The following is a 16,522-nucleotide window of genomic DNA, read 5'->3' as shown; positions in this document are numbered from 1 at the left end:
GATTGAGGCCGATGCCGACCATGAGGTCTGGCAAGTCTTGAAGTGGATTATAAATGCCCATTACGATTTTCGACGGTATTGTTATCGGCGTTCTTCTCTTCTCCGCCGTTCTGGCCATGGTTCGCGGCTTTTCGCGCGAAATTCTATCGATCGTCAGCTGGGGCGGCTCTGCAGTCGCCGCCTATTATCTCTACCCGCTGCTCGTTCCCTATGCCCTGCAATACAAGGCCGATACCAAGATCGCCACGATCGCCTCGGCCGCCGTCATCTTCCTGCTGGCGCTCATCATCATCTCCTTCATCACCATCCGGATTGCCGATTTCATCATCGACAGCCGCATCGGTGCGCTCGACCGGACGCTCGGCTTCCTCTTCGGCGCCGCCCGCGGCCTGCTTCTGATGGTCGTCGTGGTGGCCTTCTGGAACTGGCTGGTGGCTCCTGCCGCCCGGCCGGACTGGGTCAACAACGCCAAGTCCAAGCCGTTCCTGGATTCGATGGTCGAAAAGCTGAAGTCGGCGCTTCCTGAAAACGTTCAGGCCATGCTGCCGCCGGAGATCATCAACAAGATCGCGCCCAACCAGCAGCAGCAGACGCAGCCGCAGGAAGGCGGCGACAACGGCACGCCGAACGACACGGCGCCGTCGGACGATGCGCCTGCGCCGCAGACAAACAATTGACGGTGCGTTTACAGGCTTGACCTGCCGCCCGGGAATCGCCATTTGAGCGGCGTGACAATATTAGATCCGGCCCGATATTTTTTCCGGCCGGATTTTCAGCTATTTTAATGGTCACTCGTGACGCCGCCCCGATCCGCCCACGTTGAGAGCAAAGGCCTGCAGCCATGAACCATTCCCTTTCCATCGAGGACGATATCGACGGCGACACGCTGCATGAGGAATGCGGCGTCTTCGGCATTCTCGGGCATCCGGACGCGGCGACGCTGACGGCTCTCGGCCTGCACGCCCTGCAGCATCGCGGCCAGGAAGCGGCCGGCATCGTCTCCTTCGACGGTCAGCGCTTCCATTCGGAACGGCGCATGGGTCTGGTCGGCGATCACTATACCGACCCCGCGACGCTTGCCCGCCTGCCCGGCGACCGCTCGATCGGTCATGTGCGCTATTCGACCACGGGCGAAACCATCCTGCGCAACGTCCAGCCACTGTTTGCCGAGCTGGAAGTCGGCGGCATCGCCATCGCCCACAACGGCAATTTCACCAACGGCCTGACCATGCGCCGGCAGCTGATCGCCGATGGCGCCATCTGTCAGTCGACCTCGGACACCGAAGTCGTCCTGCATCTCATCGCCCGCTCCAAGCATCCCTCCTCCTCCGATCGCTTCATCGACGCCATCAGGCAGATGGAAGGCGGCTACTCCATGCTCGCCATGACGCGCACGAAGCTGATCGCCGCCCGCGACCCGATCGGCATCCGGCCGCTGGTCATGGGCGAGCTCGACGGCAAGCCGATCTTCTGCTCGGAAACCTGCGCCCTCGACATCATCGGCGCGAAATACATCCGCGACGTTGAAAACGGCGAAGTCATCATCTGCGAGATCCAGCCCGACGGCTCGATCACCATCGACGCCCGCAAGCCGGAGGTTTCCCGGCCCGAGCGGCTCTGCCTGTTCGAATACGTCTATTTCGCCCGCCCCGATTCCGTCGTCGGCGGCCGCAACGTCTATGTCGCGCGCAAGAACATGGGCATCAATCTTGCCAGGGAAGCGCCGGTCGACGCCGACATCGTCGTGCCGGTTCCGGATGGCGGCACGCCGGCGGCCATCGGCTACGCGCAGGCGAGCGGCATTCCCTTCGAGCTCGGCATCATCCGCAACCATTATGTCGGCCGCACCTTCATCGAGCCGACGCAGCAGATCCGCGCCTTCGGCGTGAAGCTCAAGCACTCCGCCAACCGCGCCATCATCGCCGGCAAGCGCGTCGTGCTCGTCGACGATTCCATCGTGCGCGGCACGACCTCCGTGAAGATCGTACAGATGATCCGCGAGGCCGGCGCCAGCGAAGTGCACATCCGCGTCGCCAGCCCGATGATCTTTCATCCGGACTTCTACGGCATCGACACGCCGGATGCCGACAAGCTGCTTGCAAACCAATACAGCAGCCTGAAGGCCATGTGCGATTATATCGGCGCGGATTCGCTCGAATTCCTGTCGATCGACGGGCTCTACCGGGCCGTCGGCGGCGAGCCGCGAGACAATGCGCAGCCGCAGTTCACCGATCATTATTTCACCGGTGACTATCCGACGCGCCTGCTCGACAACGAAAGCACCAGCAACGTGCGCAAGCTTTCCGTTCTCGCCAGCAACGGCTGACCCGGCGACGGTCGACAAAAAGGGCGCGTTGCCCCTTTCCTTCTCCACATCATACACCCGGATCAAGGCAGCATGAGCGTCAATCTCAAGGACAAGATCGCCCTCATTACCGGCGCATCGCGCGGCATCGGTTATTTCACGGCGCTGGAGCTTGCGAAGGCCGGCGCGCATGTGATCGCCTGCGCCCGTACGGTCGGCGGGCTTGAGGAACTGGATGATGCCATCAAGGCCGCCGGTGGCTCGGCAACGCTCGTGCCCTTCGACCTTGCCGATATGAACGCCATCGACGCGCTCGGCGCCTCGATCTTCGAACGCTGGGGCAAGCTCGACATCCTGGTCGCCAATGCCGGCGTGCTCGGGGTGATTTCGCCGATCGGCCATGTCGAGGCGAAAGTGTTCGAGAAGGTGATGACCGTCAACGTCACCGCCACCTGGCGGCTGATCCGCTCCGTCGAGCCGCTGCTCATGCGTGCCGATGCCGGCCGCGCCGTCATCCTGTCTTCGGCAGCCGCCCATCGCTGCCGGCCTTTCTGGGGTCCCTACTCCGCATCCAAGGCCGCCGTCGAGGCGCTGGCGCGGACCTGGGCCGGCGAAACGCAGAGCACGCCGCTGCGCATCACCAGCATCGATCCCGGCGCGACCCGCACCGCCATGCGCGCCCAGGCCATGCCCGGCGAAGATCCGGATACGCTGCCGCATCCCCGCGAGGTCGCACAGGCGATCATGCCGTTCGTCGGGCCGGATGTCACCGAAACCGGCAAGCTCTTCGTCGTGCGCGAGAACAGGCTCGTCGACTATCGGATGCCCGAATAAAAACAGCTCCTCTCCATACCGGAGAGGAAGCGTTCCCACTTGACCAAATTCCTCCGGCGCGCGATAAAGCCGCCCATGAAAACGGTTATCTGCATTATCTGCCGGAAGATTATTCGCTAGCGTTGCGCTGGCCTGGCCGTTTTCGTCTCCCAAAATCCAAGATGACAAACGTCCGGCCTGCCGGTGACGGTATTTTTTCGGATTTATGCCTTGGGAGAGTGACATGGGCGCCGAGCCGCAACTGAAGTTCTACAACACGCTGACGCGCGAAAAGGTCGATTTCCAGCCCATCGACCGCAACAACGTCCGCATGTATGTCTGCGGCCCGACGGTCTATGATTTCGCCCATATCGGCAACGCCCGCCCGGCCATCGTCTTCGACGTGCTGTTCCGGCTGCTGCGAAAGACCTATGGCGAAAGCCATGTCACCTATGTCCGCAACATCACCGATGTCGACGACAAGATCAACGCACGCGCCCTGCGGGATCATCCCGGCCTGCCGCTGAATGATGCGATCCGCCTGGTGACGGAGAAGACCGAGAAACAGTATCGCGAGGATACGACCGCGCTCGGCTGCCTGGAGCCGACGGTGCAGCCGCGGGCGACGGACAACATCGCGCAGATGATCGAGATCATCGAGACGCTGATCGCCAAGGGCCATGCCTATCGCGCCGCCGGCGAAGTATTGTTCGATACCAGATCGATGGCCGATTACGGCCAGCTTTCGAAGCGCAACCTCGACGAGCAGCAGGCCGGCGCCCGCGTCGCGGTGGACGAACACAAGAAGAGCCCCGGCGATTTCGTGCTGTGGAAGCTTTCCGACGAGAACGAGCCCGGCTGGGAAAGCCCCTGGGGCCGCGGCCGTCCGGGCTGGCATATCGAATGCTCGGCCATGAGCGGACGCTATCTCGGCGACGTCTTCGACATTCACGGCGGCGGTCTGGACCTGATCTTTCCGCATCATGAGAACGAAATCGCCCAGTCGCGTTGCGCGCACGGCACGCACGCGATGGCGAATGTCTGGATGCACAACGGCTTCGTGCAGGTCGAAGGCCGCAAGATGTCGAAATCGGAAGGCAATTTCGTCACCATCCATGAACTGCTGCAGACCAACAAGCTCGGCGGCCGGACATGGCCGGGCGATGTGCTGCGACTTGCGATGCTGATGACGCATTACCGCGAGCCGATCGACTTTTCGGTCAAGCGCCTTGAGGAAGCGGAACGGCTGATCGCCAAATGGCCGGCGGCGGAGCCTGACGGTTCGGAACCCGATCAGACCGTGCTCGCCGCCCTTGCCGACGACCTCAACACGGTTGCAGCCATTCAGGCGCTGCATGCGCTGGCGCAGGCCGCCAATGCCGACCCCAGCCTCCTGCCCGCCTTCGCGGCCAGCGCCGACCTTCTCGGCCTTTTGCCGAAGAAGACGGAGGTCGATGAAGCCGTCGTCACGGAAATCGATGCCAAGGTGCGCCAGCGGCTGGAGTTGCTGAAGGCGAAGAACTTCGCAGAGGCCGACAAGCTTCGCGACGAACTGACGGCAAGAGGCGTCCAGCTCAAGGACGGCAAGGATGCGGCGACGGGCGAGCGCATCACGACTTGGGAGATCAAGCGGTGAGCTTTGTTACCCCCCTCTGTCACTTTCATGACATCTCCCCCACAAGGGGGGAGATTGGGGGGAGTGTGCCGCGCGTTCTCGACCCAAAGCTAACGTCTCCTGCAGAAGCAGAGTGCTTCCGTATCACTCCAGAAGAAGGCGGAAGGCGAAGAGTTCGCCGCAAACGATCTCCCCCCTTGTGGGGGAGATGTCACGAAGTGACAGAGGGGGGTACTTTGCCACACACTCCAGTCCCGCCGAAGATCCGCAACAATGCCCGCCGCATGCGCAAGGTCATGACGGACGCTGAATTGCGTCTCTGGAACGAAATACGCGCCCACCGCCTCATGGGCCTCGGCTTTCGCCGGCAACTACCCATCGCCGGTTACATCGTCGATTTCGCCTGCCCTACAGAGAAGCTCATCGTCGAAGTCGATGGTTCCCAGCACGGCAACGACCGCGATCAGACCTATGACCAAATTCGCACCCGCCGTCTCGAAGCGGACGGCTGGACCGTTCTGCGCTTCTGGAACGATGATGTTCTGCGGGACATCGACAATGTCTGCACGCATATCCTGATCGTCGCGGGAAAGGATAAGGCATGACCGGATCGATCTACACCGGCGGCTGCCAGTGCGGCGCGGTTCGCTTCCGGGTGCGGGGCGAGCTCAAGGATGCCTCGATCTGTCATTGCCGCATGTGCCAGAAGGCTTTCGGCGCCTATTACGCGCCGCTGGTCTCGACGCGCGGCGCCGAACTTGTCTGGACGCGCGGCGAGCGGAAGGTGTTTCAATCGTCCAACCATGTGAAGCGCGGCTTCTGCGGGGACTGCGGCACGCCGCTGACCTACGAGGCGCCCGATGGCATTGCAGTCGCGGCCGGCGCTTTCGACGATCCCTCACAGCTGCCGCCCGTCGTGCTATATGGCACGGAAGCCAAGATCGGCTTTGTCGACCGGCTGCATCTGCTGCCGGGGCATAGCACGGAAGAGGATGCCGAGCAGGCGCCATTCGTGCTTGATATCATATCCTATCAACATCCCGATCACGATACCTCAAGCTGGCCACAGGAGAAGCGCCATGAGTGAAGCCACCAGAAGCGGAGGATGCCAATGCGGCGCGGTGCGGTTCCGCATTCGCGGCGAGCTTGGCCGCCCGTCGATCTGCCATTGCCGCATGTGCCAGAAGCAGTTCGGCAGCTTCTTCTCCGCGCTGGTGACGGCACCGGACGACAGCCTGGAATGGACGCGCGGCGAGCCGACCTATTTCCAGTCCTCCGTCAACATCGACCGCGGCTTCTGCAAGAACTGCGGCACGCCGCTGACCTACCGCCATCCGGGCGGCCTCGAAATCGCCATCGGCGCCTTCGACGAGCGTGACGATCTTGCTCCACAGATTCAGGTGAACTATGCCTCGCGCCTGCCCTGGGTGGAAACGATCTTCGAAAAGCCGGTCCACCAGGACCCGGACTTCTATTCACGCCAGGAACAGATCATTTCCTTCCAGCATCCCGATCACGATACGAATGTCTGGCCAGCAGAGGGGCTGAAAATATGACCGAGGTACTGCGCACGCTCTATCCGGAGATCGAACCCTACGCATCCGGCCATCTCGATGTCGGCGACGGCCATAGGATCTATTGGGAACGGGTGGGCACGCCTGGCGCCAAGCCGGCGGTCTTCCTGCATGGCGGTCCGGGCGGCGGCAGCTCTGCGGGCCATCGCCGCCAGTTCGACCCGGCACTTTACGACGTCACCCTGTTCGACCAGCGCGGCTGCGGACGGTCGACGCCGCATGCCAATCTCGAGGCCAACACGACCTGGCACCTGGTTGCCGATATCGAGCGGCTGCGGGAAATGGCCGGCGTCGACAAATGGCTCGTTTTCGGCGGCTCCTGGGGCTCGACGCTGGCGCTCGCCTATGCCGAAACCCATCCGGAGCGCGTCTCCGAGCTTGTCGTGCGCGGCATCTATACGCTGACGAAAGCCGAACTCGACTGGTACTACCAGTTCGGCGTGTCCGAAATGTTTCCGGACAAGTGGGAGCGGTTCGTGGCTCCGATCCCGCCGGAAGAGCGGCACGAGATGATGCTCGCCTATCACCGCCGCCTGACGAATCCCGATAAGGCAGCCCGGCTGGAGGCCGCCAAGGCCTGGTCCATCTGGGAGGGTGAAACGATCACGCTGCTGCCGGAGCCCGCCACCAGCGACCAGTTCGCCGATGCGGAATATGCGCATGCCTTCGCCCGCATCGAGAACCATTTCTTCGTCAATGCCGGCTGGCTCGACGAAGGCCAGCTGCTGCGCGATGCTCACAAGTTGAAAGACATTCCCGGCGTCATCGTTCATGGCCGCTACGATATGCCCTGCCCGGCGAAATATGCCTGGGCGCTGCACAAGGCCTGGCCGAAGGCGGAGTTCCATCTGATCGAGGGTGCCGGTCACGCCTATTCGGAACCGGGCATCCTGGACCGGTTGATCCGTGCGACCGACAAGTTTGCAGGAAAAGCCTAGAGCCGGGGCCCATTCTCAAACCGGTTCGCCGGAGGAAACAGTATGACACGCGAAAAAATCCACCTCTTCGACACGACGCTCCGCGACGGGCAGCAGACGCCCGGCATCGATTTTTCCGTCGAGGACAAGATTGCCATTGCGGCCATGCTGGACGAGTTCGGCCTGGATTACGTCGAGGGCGGATATCCCGGAGCCAACCCGACCGATACGGCTTTCTTCGAGGAGAAACGGACGAAATCGGCCTCCTTCGTCGCCTTCGGCATGACCAAGCGTGCCGGAGTCTCCGCTTCCAACGACCCCGGCCTTGCCAGCCTCCTCCAGGCGAAATCCGATGCGATCTGTTTCGTGGCCAAGAGTTGGGACTACCACGTCAAGGTGGCGCTTGGCTGTACCAATGAGGAAAACCTCGAAAGCATCGCCGAGAGCGTCAAGGCTGCGGTCAACGCAGGCAAGGAAGCCCTGGTCGACTGCGAGCATTTCTTCGACGGCTACAAGGCCAATCCGGCCTATGCGCTTGCCTGCGCCAAGACCGCCTATGATGCCGGCGCACGCTGGGTCGTGCTCTGCGATACCAATGGCGGCACACAGCCGCCCGAGGTCCGCGCCATCGTCGAAGCCGTCATTGCCTGCGGCGTTCCGGGGCACTGTCTTGGCATCCATGCCCACAACGACACCGGACAGGCGGTCGCCAATTCGCTCGCCGCGGTCGAGGCTGGCGTCCGGCAGATCCAGGGGACGCTGAATGGCATCGGCGAGCGCTGCGGCAACGCCAATCTGGTGACGCTGATCCCGACGCTGGCGCTGAAAAGAGCCTATAGCGAGCGCTTCGAAACGACGATCGACGCCGATCGGCTGGTCGGCCTCACGCGCCTTTCGCACGCTTTCGACGAATTGCTGAACCGCTCGCCCGACCATCAGGCCCCCTATGTCGGCGCCTCGGCCTTCGCGACCAAGGCCGGCATCCACGCCTCGGCGTTGCTGAAGGACCCTCGTACATACGAACATGTGCCGCCGGAAAGCGTCGGCAATTTCCGCAAGGTCATGGTCTCCGATCAGGGCGGCAAGTCGAACTTCATCAACGCCCTGAAGCGGCGCGGCATCGAAGTGGGCAAGGACGATCCCAAGCTCGACCGGCTGATCCAGATCGTCAAGGAGCGCGAAGCGACAGGCTACGCTTACGAAGGGGCGGATGCGAGTTTCGAGCTGCTGGCCCGCCGCACGCTCGGCACCATTCCGGAATTCTTCGCGATCGACGGATTTCGCGTGATGGTCGAGCGCCGCTTCGATTCCCACGGCCGGGTAAAGATCGTCTCGGAAGCGGTGGTGAAGATCATCATCGACGGCCAGACCATCATGTCGGTCGCCGAAGGCGATGGCCCGGTCAATGCGCTCGACCTGGCGCTGCGCAAGAATTTCGGCAAGTACCAGCATGAGATCGACGATCTCGAACTGGCCGACTTCAAGGTGCGTATCCTCAACGGCGGCACCGAGGCCATCACCCGCGTCCTGATCGAGTCCACCGACAGCAGCGGCGTGCGCTGGTGGACGGTCGGCGTGTCGGAAAACATCATCGACGCATCGTTCCAGGCGCTGATGGATTCCGTCATCTACAAGCTGATGAAGAACCGGCATATGGCAGGCAAGATCGCGGCGGAGTGATCCGCCGCCCATCAAAAAGCTTGACGGTGCCGTCAAGGAAATGAATTAGCCACGCGCCGCGCATTGGAGTAATCCCCTGTCGAATAACCAGGGGATGACGGGGAAATTCATGGCCATTGATACGGTCAAACCGGAAAGCGGGACCAACGGCGCCATCCGCGGCTTCGGCTTCGCGATGACGGCCTATCTCTTCTGGGGCATTCTGCCGCTCTATATGAAAGCCCTCGCGCACATTCCGGCTTTCGAGGTCATTGCCCACCGCATCTTCTGGTCCGTTCCGGTGGCCGGCATCGTCCTGCTGGCGCTCGGCCGCATGGGCGACGTAAAAGTGGCGCTGCGCAATCCGCGAACGGTCGCCATGGCTTCGCTGACGGCGACGCTGGTCACGATCAACTGGGGGACTTACGTCTGGGCCATCGGCGCCGGCCATTCGCTCGACGCGGCGCTCGGCTATTTCATCAATCCGCTGTTCAGCATCGCGCTCGGAGCCATCCTGCTCAAGGAAAAGCTGGCGCCGACGCAGATCATCGCGATCTGTCTGGCGGCGATTGCCGTCATCATCCTGACCATCGAGGCCGGCACCCTGCCCTGGGTCGCGCTATCCCTGACCTTCTCCTGGGGCTTCTACGCCTTTTTCCGCAAGACGCTGCCTGTCGGCGCCAATCAGGGTTTCTTCATCGAGGTGCTGCTGCTCTGCATTCCGGCGACGCTTTACATCATCTATCTGGAAGCGCGTGGCGAAGGCCACTTCTATCAGACCGGCCTTGCGGACACCGCACTACTGCTCGGCTGCGGGCTGGTGACGGCGCTGCCGCTGATGATCTTTGCGAATGGCGCCAAGCTCCTCAAGATGTCGACCCTGGGCATCATGCAATACATCGTGCCGACGATGGTTTTCCTGATTGCCGTCTTCCTGTTCAAGGAGCCTTTCGACACGACGCAGCTGATCGCTTTCTCGCTGATCTGGGCCGGTCTCGCGCTCTACAGCTGGTCGATGCTCAGTCAGAGCAGAGGGCGCTGATCGTTAGACGGCAACATACCAATGCGGCCAGCACCGATTACGAGGTTGTGCCAGATGGTGACATTGGGGAGTATGGAAGGGTTCCACATGCCCCACGATAATTCTGCGCGAATTCAATGCACTCGTTCAAGTGATCGCGGACCTTGATGGCCGTCTCGATATCGAAGTTGATATAGTTTGTGGCGTCACCTTCCGCTCCTGCGAAGCCATCGGGCTTCATCTTAAGACCGATCACAACATCAGATTTATCGAGGAGTTCTTTGACCCGCCACTCAAATATAGAGTGTCGAGAACTTCCGCTTTCTTCTGTTGTTGCGAAAACAACATCGCCAGCTATCGTGTTGAAGAGCTTTGAGCGTGACAAAATCGACCTGAAAATCGGCCACATATCCTTGGGCTCGCGTCCAATTTAGCTTGGACCGCATAATAGCCGAATGTCTCGATCTTTCAAGTTGTAGTGCAGCTTGCGTTACAGCTTCGAAATGACGGCCTCTTCGCCGCCGCGATCGCCGCGCGTCTCGGCGGCATGCTTGCGGATGGCCGGAATGATATCGGCCACCCTGTCGATGACGAGGGGCTGGACGCGATGGCTTGTATGGACGAAGCCCTCTCCGGTCATGTGGCGGATCAGTTCCATCATCGGGTCCCAGAAGCCGTTGATGTTGGCAAACACCATCGGCTTTTCGTGGCGCCCGAGCTGGCCCCAGGTCATGATCTCGACGATTTCTTCCAGCGTGCCGATGCCGCCCGGCAATGCGACGAAGGCGTCGGCGCGCTCGAACATGCCATGTTTGCGCGTATGCATGTCCGGCGTTATGATAAGTTCGTCGAGCTGACCGAGCGAATGGCGCGTCGCTTCCATATCGACCAGAAACTCCGGAATGATGCCGGTGACCTGACCGCCGTGCGACAGCACGCCGCTTGCGACAGCGCCCATGATACCCTTCGTTCCGCCGCCATAGATCAGGCGCAGGCCGTTTTCGGCAATGCTTTTGCCCAGTTCGCGGCCCGCAGCCATATGGGAGGGATCGCGCCCCGGCCGTGAGCCGCAATAAACGCAGATGGATCGAATTGGCGCAGAATCGTCGGTCATGGATGCAAACAACTATGCTGCAGATGCTCAGTCAAGATTTTTCAAAGGAAAACTTGTGTTGGGACATGCGAAAATGGCTGAGAAAGCTTGTAAAAGCAGGCGAAATCGCTAGCAATTTCAGGAGTTGCGACGACTTCGCCGCGTGGAGATAAATGATGATGAAGAACCGTGCCGGTTGGCTGGCTCTGTTGGTGTTGGTGGTTGCGACCCTGTTGATGGTCTTTTTCGTGATGCCGCGCATCAACGGAGACAAAAACCCGATCGGCAATGCCGTCAATCAGGCCAGCAACACGGTGAAGAATACGATCGACGAAAACGCGCAGAAGGCCGGCGACACCGCCCAGAACGCGACCGAAGCCACGCAGAATGCCGTATCGACCGCCGTCAACGCCGCCGACCTCACCAAGAAGCTGACCGATCTGACGGGCTCCGCAACGGCCTCGCTCGCCGATCTCAAGGCACTGTTCAAGGATGGCGGCGCACCGGCACAGGATGTCTTCGCGGCTGCGAAGACGAAGGCGATCACCGCGCTTCAGTCGATCGTCGGCTTCGCGCTGCCGGAGGGCATCGACGCGACGACGACAGGGCTCGTGAAGAAGGCGCAGGACGGTGCCGGCAAGGCGCTCGCCATCATCCAGTCCCTCCCCGACAACGCCGCCGATGCCGGCGCTGCCATCGACAAGGCTCTCGCCGCACTGACGGGCCAGCCGGCCGCCGAGACCGATGCGGCTGCCAAGCCTCAAGTCCCGTCATTCGACGTGCTGCGCGTCGAGCCGGACGGCTCCACCGTCATCGCCGGCTCGGCCGAGCCGAACGCCAAGCTGGAGATCATCGACGGCGAAAAGGTCGTCACGACGACGAATGTCGGTCCGAGCGGCGACTTCGCCGCCGTGCTCGACAACCCGCTGCCGCCCGGCGACCACGAGCTGGTGCTGCGCGCGACCGGCAAGGACGGCAAGGTTTCCACCTCCGAGGAAGTGGCCACCGTCTCCGTGCCGAAGGACGATTCGACACAGCTTCTCGCCATGGTTTCCAAGCCGGGCACCGCCAGCCGCATCATTACCGCGCCCTCGGCCAAGCAGGGCCGCGTGGCCTCGGCCGAGACCAACGCACCGGCAACCGATGCGCAGCAGGGCAAGACGACTGACAACCCGGCGGACGCCAGGCCGCAGCAGGACGGCACAGTCGTCGCATCCGCCAACCCGGCCGCCGGCACAACGCCACCGGCCGCGAAGACGGATGCCGAGCCTGATGTCATGGTCAATGCCGTCGAAATCGAAAACGATCATATCTTCGTGGCGGGCACCACCAAGCCGAACGTCAAGGTGCGCGCCTATGCCGACGACAAGCTCATCGGCGAAAACGGCGCCGGCGCCGATGGCCATTTCGTGGTCGACGGGCAGATGCCGCTTGCCGTCGGCGATCACAAGATTCGCGTCGACGTGCTCGACGAAGCCGGCAAGGTCATCGTGCGCGCCAGCGTCAACTTCACCCGCCCCGAGGGCAATCAGGTGACGGTCGCGGCGCAGACGCCGACCGCAGGCGGCAGCCAGAGCCAGTCGGCCGCCACAAGCATGGTGCCGCTCGACGAAGGCGAACTTGCCAAGCTCAGGGAAGGCGCCGGCAAGGCTTTCGCCCTGCTAAAGGGTCTGTTTACCGACGGCAAGCAGCCGAACGCGGAACAGCTCGCCGCCGCCCGCTCCGGAACGGAAATAGCCCTGAAATCGCTTTCGGAATTCCGCCCCGCCATTACCGCCAGTGCGGAGCTCAAAAAAGCCGCTGCAGAGGCCTCCAACGCCGCCCTCAAGGCGCTGACCGCTTTGCAGGCGCTGCCGAAGGATCCGAAATCGGTCGGTGCCGCACTGCCTGGCCTCGAACAGATGATCGCCGTCATTACAGCGCCCGTCCAGGCGGCGCCGGCACAGCCGAATGCCGAGGTTTCATCCAACGGCAGCGTCCCGAAGACTCTCGAGCAGCCGCCGCTATCGCAGGATACCAATGCCGTCATCATCCGTCGCGGCGATACGCTGTGGCAGATCTCGCGCCGCGTCTACGGAGCCGGCGTACGCTACACGACCATCTACCTGGCCAATGAGGACAAGATCAACAATCCGGACCGCATCCTGCCGGGACAGGTCTTTGGTCTGCCGAAGGACGCGCTGCCGAATGCGGAGGAACTGCACCGCAAGCGGCTTTCGGGCGAGCACCTCTAGAATCGGAAGATTTCAGGTCGAACCGATCCGAAATCTGAATCCATGCCGGACGCAAAACAGCAGGGCATGATGTCATCCGAAAGCCGCTCATCCTTTTCGGCATCGTGCTCCAAGCTGATTGCCGATCCTTGATGATGATAGACATCGGCCGGACGCAACCAACGTCCGGCCGCTGCTTTTATACGAGATAAAAATAGTATAAGCGTCGCGCGACCCTCATCGCTTTCGCGCACCGGCCATGCCCTTGCCCGCGAAGGCTTCCCAGCCGGCTGCGCAATGGTTGTCAGCGCCCGGCTGTTTCAATTCTTCGCCGGAGACGGACATGGCAGACCGCAAGAAAACCATATCGGCGGATTCCAGCAATCCATTGAATACACTGGTCAATCTCTGGCCGTATATGTGGCCGGGCGGACGCCTCGACCTGAAGATGCGGGTGGTCTGGGCCACAGTCTTCCTGCTGGTTTCGAAATTCGTGCTGCTGCTGGTCCCCTATTTCTTCAAATGGTCCGTCGATGCACTGAACGGCAAGCTCGACATGCAGGGTATCCTGCCGGCCTTCATGGTGGGCGCCATCGCATTGATCGTCGCCACGAACCTGACGCGGCTGATCCAGCTCGGTCTCAACCAGTTGCGCGACGCGCTGTTTGCCAGCGTCGGCCAATATGCGGTGCGCCAACTTGCCTACAAGACGTTCGTGCATATGCATGAACTGTCGCTGCGCTTCCATCTGGAGCGCAAGACCGGCGGTCTCTCGCGCATCATCGAGCGCGGCACCAAGGGCATCGAGACCATTGTCCGCTTCACCATCCTCAACACGTTTCCGACCTTCATCGAATTCCTGCTGACCGCCATCATCTTCTGGCGCGGCTATGGCTTCTCCTATCTCGCCGTCACGGCCGTCACCGTCTGGCTCTACATCTGGTTCACCGTGAAGGCGAGCGACTGGCGCATTTCCATCCGCCGGACGATGAACGACAGCGACACCGACGCCAACACGAAGGCGATCGATTCGCTCCTGAACTTCGAAACCGTCAAATATTTCGGCAACGAGGAAATGGAGGCCAAGCGCTTCGATCAGTCGATGGCGCGCTACGAGAAGGCCGCCACCAGCGTCTGGACGTCGCTCGGCTGGCTGAACTTCGGCCAGGGCGTGATCTTCGGCCTCGGCACGACCGTCATGATGGTGATTTCCGGCTGGTCGGTCCTCAACGGCCACCAGACGGTCGGCGATTTCGTCTTCATCAACGCCATGCTGCTGCAACTCTCGGTGCCGCTGAACTTCATCGGTTTCGTCTATCGCGAAATACGCCAGGGTCTGACCGATATCGAAGAAATGTTCGATTTGCTCGAAGTCAAGCCCGAGGTGGTCGATGCGCCCGACGCCAGGGAACTTGTCATCGACAAGGGAGCGATCTCGTTCAAGGACGTGCATTTCGCCTACGATCCGGCACGGCCGATCCTCAAGGGCATTTCCTTCGAAGTGCCGGCGGGCAAGACGGTGGCCGTTGTCGGGCCTTCGGGCGCCGGAAAATCGACGCTGTCGCGCCTGCTCTACCGCTTCTACGACGTGCAGAGCGGCTCCATCACCATCGATGGCCAGGATTTGCATAGCGTGACGCAGAAGAGCCTGCGCAAGGTCATCGGCATGGTGCCGCAGGACACCGTGCTCTTCAACGACACCATCGCCTACAATATCCGCTACGGACGGCCGGATGCGAGCGACGCCGAGGTGACGGCGGCGGCCGAAATCGCCCAGATCGGCGAATTCATCCGCCATCTGCCGGAGGGCTTCGACACCAAGGTCGGCGAACGCGGCCTCAAATTGTCGGGCGGCGAGAAGCAGCGCGTTGCCATCGCCCGCACCGTTCTGAAAGCGCCGCCGGTGCTGATCCTCGATGAGGCGACCTCGGCGCTCGATACGACGACCGAGCGCGAAATTCAGGCGGCCCTCGACGTCGTTTCCAAGAACCGCACGACGCTGGTCATCGCCCACCGGCTTTCGACCGTGATCGGCGCGGACGAGATCATCGTGCTGAAAAGCGGCGTGATCGCCGAACGCGGCACGCATGCCGGCCTGCTGGCGCAGAACGGGCTCTATGCTTCCATGTGGAGCCGCCAGCGCGAGGCGACGCAGGCCGAGGAGCATTTGAAGCAGGTGCGGGAGAACGACGATCTCGGCGTCGTAAACCGGCTGGCGCCAGCAAGCTGACGCGAACATGGGAGGTGCGGCGTTCCCGGCCCTTTTCGGAAGCGTCGGGGCGCATCGATTATGCACCGGCAGTTGTCACGCGCCTGAGATGACGGCTTGCTAGGTAGGGGGCCGAATTCAAAGGGAGCCCCCACATGCGCGCTTTTGCCAAAGCCTTAACGCTGCTTCTCGTCGTCGGTCTTGCCTCGCCGGTTTTTGCCGACGACGCCAAGCCGTTTACCGACGCCAGGGAGGTCAATCTTCTCGACCTCCTGCCGCCGCCACCCGCCAATGATTCCATGCAGATGAAGGCCGAACTCGCCGAAATCCTGACGATCCAGGTCACACGCACGCCCGAGATGGCGGCCCGGGCCATCGCGGATGCGGAAGAGAACGTATGGCGCTTCTCCGACGTCGTCGACAATCCGAAATTCACCAAGGAAAACCTGCCGAAGTTCTCGGCGTTCTTCGATCGCATCGTCGAGACCGAAGGCGCTGTCGTCGATCCCGCCAAGGATGTCTGGAAGCGCCCGCGTCCGCATCTCTACAGCGATCTGGTGAAGCCCATCGTGCCCCTCTCCAAGTCCGGCTCCTATCCGTCCGGCCATACCACGCTCGGCACGCTGATGGGCATCGTGCTGTCGAACATGGTGCCGGAAAAGCGCGCTGCCATCATGGCCCGCGCCTGGGAATACGGCCACAACCGCGTGGTCGGCGGCATCCACTATGCCTCCGATATCGAAGCCGGCCGCATCGCCGGCACCGTCATCGCGCAGACCATCATGACGCATGACGACTACAAGAGCGAATATGAAGACGCCAAGGCCGAGCTTCGCGCCGCTCTCGGCCTCTGAACCTCCGCCCGATCGTCGCAGACACGCAAGGCCGCCGCCCGGCGGCCTTTTCGTTGCGCAAGCATGAGTTTTCAAAGGCCGCACTTTTCAACGCCAGCGATCATCGACATCCTGCCACCTTGCGGATTGCGCTGGGGGCGAGCGTGCGAAAGCATTGCCCGCGGCGGAGTTTGCCTGTAGTCACCGTCGACTGGTAATAAGAGCAAGACCGCTTATCTTGTTCTCGTTCTTTTCACTGGCATGATCTCG

Annotated in this window: 14 protein-coding genes; 13 read left to right on the top strand and 1 reads right to left on the bottom strand. The window is 61.8% G+C overall.

Going from position 1 to position 16,522, the window contains the following annotated elements; genetic code table 11:
- The first annotated feature begins 53 nt into the window (after positions 1-53).
- The 10 genes from ACJJVH_RS03790 (at position 54) to rarD (ending at position 9,925) form a co-directional block, all read left to right on the top strand.
- The gene (locus ACJJVH_RS03790; RefSeq protein WP_112797104.1) at positions 54-677 is read left to right on the top strand and encodes a CvpA family protein; all 624 of its coding nucleotides are present in this window, start codon (positions 54-56) and stop codon (positions 675-677) included.
- A 164-nt stretch (positions 678-841) separates the two neighbouring features.
- Positions 842-2,326, top strand: a complete 1,485-nt coding sequence (gene purF / locus ACJJVH_RS03785) for an amidophosphoribosyltransferase (RefSeq protein WP_412064770.1) — start codon at positions 842-844, stop codon at positions 2,324-2,326.
- A gap of 72 nt (positions 2,327-2,398) precedes the next feature.
- Entirely contained in the window at positions 2,399-3,139 is a 741-nt protein-coding gene (locus tag ACJJVH_RS03780; protein ID WP_112797101.1) for an SDR family NAD(P)-dependent oxidoreductase, read from the top strand.
- A gap of 223 nt (positions 3,140-3,362) precedes the next feature.
- Entirely contained in the window at positions 3,363-4,754 is a 1,392-nt protein-coding gene (gene cysS, locus ACJJVH_RS03775) for a cysteine--tRNA ligase (protein WP_412064769.1), read from the top strand.
- Between the two features lie 215 nt (positions 4,755-4,969).
- Entirely contained in the window at positions 4,970-5,338 is a 369-nt protein-coding gene (locus ACJJVH_RS03770) for a DUF559 domain-containing protein (RefSeq protein WP_113370259.1), read from the top strand.
- A complete protein-coding gene (locus ACJJVH_RS03765; RefSeq protein ID WP_412064768.1) occupies positions 5,335-5,820 on the top strand; it encodes a GFA family protein in 486 nt (161 codons plus the stop codon). Before ACJJVH_RS03770 ends, ACJJVH_RS03765 begins: the two co-directional genes overlap by 4 nt.
- Positions 5,813-6,289 carry a GFA family protein gene (locus ACJJVH_RS03760; RefSeq protein WP_112797096.1) on the top strand — a complete coding sequence of 159 codons (477 nt, stop codon included), beginning with the start codon at positions 5,813-5,815 and terminating at the stop codon, positions 6,287-6,289. Before ACJJVH_RS03765 ends, ACJJVH_RS03760 begins: the two co-directional genes overlap by 8 nt.
- Entirely contained in the window at positions 6,286-7,245 is a 960-nt protein-coding gene (gene pip / locus ACJJVH_RS03755; RefSeq protein WP_112797094.1) for a prolyl aminopeptidase, read from the top strand. Before ACJJVH_RS03760 ends, pip begins: the two co-directional genes overlap by 4 nt.
- Before the next feature lie 42 nt (positions 7,246-7,287).
- On the top strand, positions 7,288-8,904 hold the full coding sequence (gene cimA / locus ACJJVH_RS03750) for a citramalate synthase (protein WP_113358127.1): 1,617 nt from the start codon (positions 7,288-7,290) through the stop codon (positions 8,902-8,904).
- A gap of 109 nt (positions 8,905-9,013) precedes the next feature.
- Positions 9,014-9,925 carry an EamA family transporter RarD gene (gene rarD / locus ACJJVH_RS03745; protein WP_113502756.1) on the top strand — a complete coding sequence of 304 codons (912 nt, stop codon included), beginning with the start codon at positions 9,014-9,016 and terminating at the stop codon, positions 9,923-9,925.
- 469 nt (positions 9,926-10,394) lie between these two features.
- Here rarD and ACJJVH_RS03740 read toward each other — a convergent pair whose 3' ends face one another.
- Positions 10,395-11,018 carry a TIGR00730 family Rossman fold protein gene (locus ACJJVH_RS03740; RefSeq protein ID WP_112797383.1) on the bottom strand — a complete coding sequence of 208 codons (624 nt, stop codon included), beginning with the start codon at positions 11,016-11,018 and terminating at the stop codon, positions 10,395-10,397.
- Positions 11,019-11,173: 155 nt separating this feature from the next.
- Here ACJJVH_RS03740 and ACJJVH_RS03735 point away from each other — a divergent pair, with 155 nt between their 5' ends.
- The 3 genes from ACJJVH_RS03735 (at position 11,174) to ACJJVH_RS03725 (ending at position 16,273) form a co-directional block, all read left to right on the top strand.
- The gene (locus tag ACJJVH_RS03735) at positions 11,174-13,231 is read left to right on the top strand and encodes a LysM peptidoglycan-binding domain-containing protein (protein ID WP_412065127.1); all 2,058 of its coding nucleotides are present in this window, start codon (positions 11,174-11,176) and stop codon (positions 13,229-13,231) included.
- Positions 13,232-13,553: 322 nt separating this feature from the next.
- Positions 13,554-15,440, top strand: a complete 1,887-nt coding sequence (locus tag ACJJVH_RS03730) for an ABCB family ABC transporter ATP-binding protein/permease (protein WP_113385182.1) — start codon at positions 13,554-13,556, stop codon at positions 15,438-15,440.
- A gap of 134 nt (positions 15,441-15,574) precedes the next feature.
- The gene (locus ACJJVH_RS03725) at positions 15,575-16,273 is read left to right on the top strand and encodes an acid phosphatase (protein WP_113358131.1); all 699 of its coding nucleotides are present in this window, start codon (positions 15,575-15,577) and stop codon (positions 16,271-16,273) included.
- Positions 16,274-16,522: the final 249 nt, after the last annotated feature.

This window comes from Rhizobium sp. SYY.PMSO (assembly GCF_046840415.1).
Taxonomy (GTDB): domain Bacteria; phylum Pseudomonadota; class Alphaproteobacteria; order Rhizobiales; family Rhizobiaceae; genus Rhizobium.
This window is presented reverse-complemented; position numbering and strand designations above follow the sequence as displayed.

Bases quoted from the DNA above. Each gene is read 5' to 3' on its own strand.
- cimA (WP_113358127.1), top strand. From the start codon at position 7,288: ATGACACGCGAAAAAATCCACCTCTTCGACACGACGCTCCGCGACGGG.
- ACJJVH_RS03735 (WP_412065127.1), top strand. From the start codon at position 11,174: ATGATGAAGAACCGTGCCGGTTGGCTGGCTCTGTTGGTGTTGGTGGTT.
- ACJJVH_RS03760 (WP_112797096.1), top strand. From the start codon at position 5,813: ATGAGTGAAGCCACCAGAAGCGGAGGATGCCAATGCGGCGCGGTGCGG.
- ACJJVH_RS03730 (WP_113385182.1), top strand. From the start codon at position 13,554: ATGGCAGACCGCAAGAAAACCATATCGGCGGATTCCAGCAATCCATTG.
- rarD (WP_113502756.1), top strand. From the start codon at position 9,014: ATGGCCATTGATACGGTCAAACCGGAAAGCGGGACCAACGGCGCCATC.
- pip (WP_112797094.1), top strand. From the start codon at position 6,286: ATGACCGAGGTACTGCGCACGCTCTATCCGGAGATCGAACCCTACGCA.
- cysS (WP_412064769.1), top strand. From the start codon at position 3,363: ATGGGCGCCGAGCCGCAACTGAAGTTCTACAACACGCTGACGCGCGAA.
- ACJJVH_RS03765 (WP_412064768.1), top strand. From the start codon at position 5,335: ATGACCGGATCGATCTACACCGGCGGCTGCCAGTGCGGCGCGGTTCGC.
- purF (WP_412064770.1), top strand. From the start codon at position 842: ATGAACCATTCCCTTTCCATCGAGGACGATATCGACGGCGACACGCTG.
- ACJJVH_RS03740 (WP_112797383.1), bottom strand. From the start codon at position 11,018: ATGACCGACGATTCTGCGCCAATTCGATCCATCTGCGTTTATTGCGGC.
- ACJJVH_RS03725 (WP_113358131.1), top strand. From the start codon at position 15,575: ATGCGCGCTTTTGCCAAAGCCTTAACGCTGCTTCTCGTCGTCGGTCTT.
- ACJJVH_RS03790 (WP_112797104.1), top strand. From the start codon at position 54: ATGCCCATTACGATTTTCGACGGTATTGTTATCGGCGTTCTTCTCTTC.
- ACJJVH_RS03780 (WP_112797101.1), top strand. From the start codon at position 2,399: ATGAGCGTCAATCTCAAGGACAAGATCGCCCTCATTACCGGCGCATCG.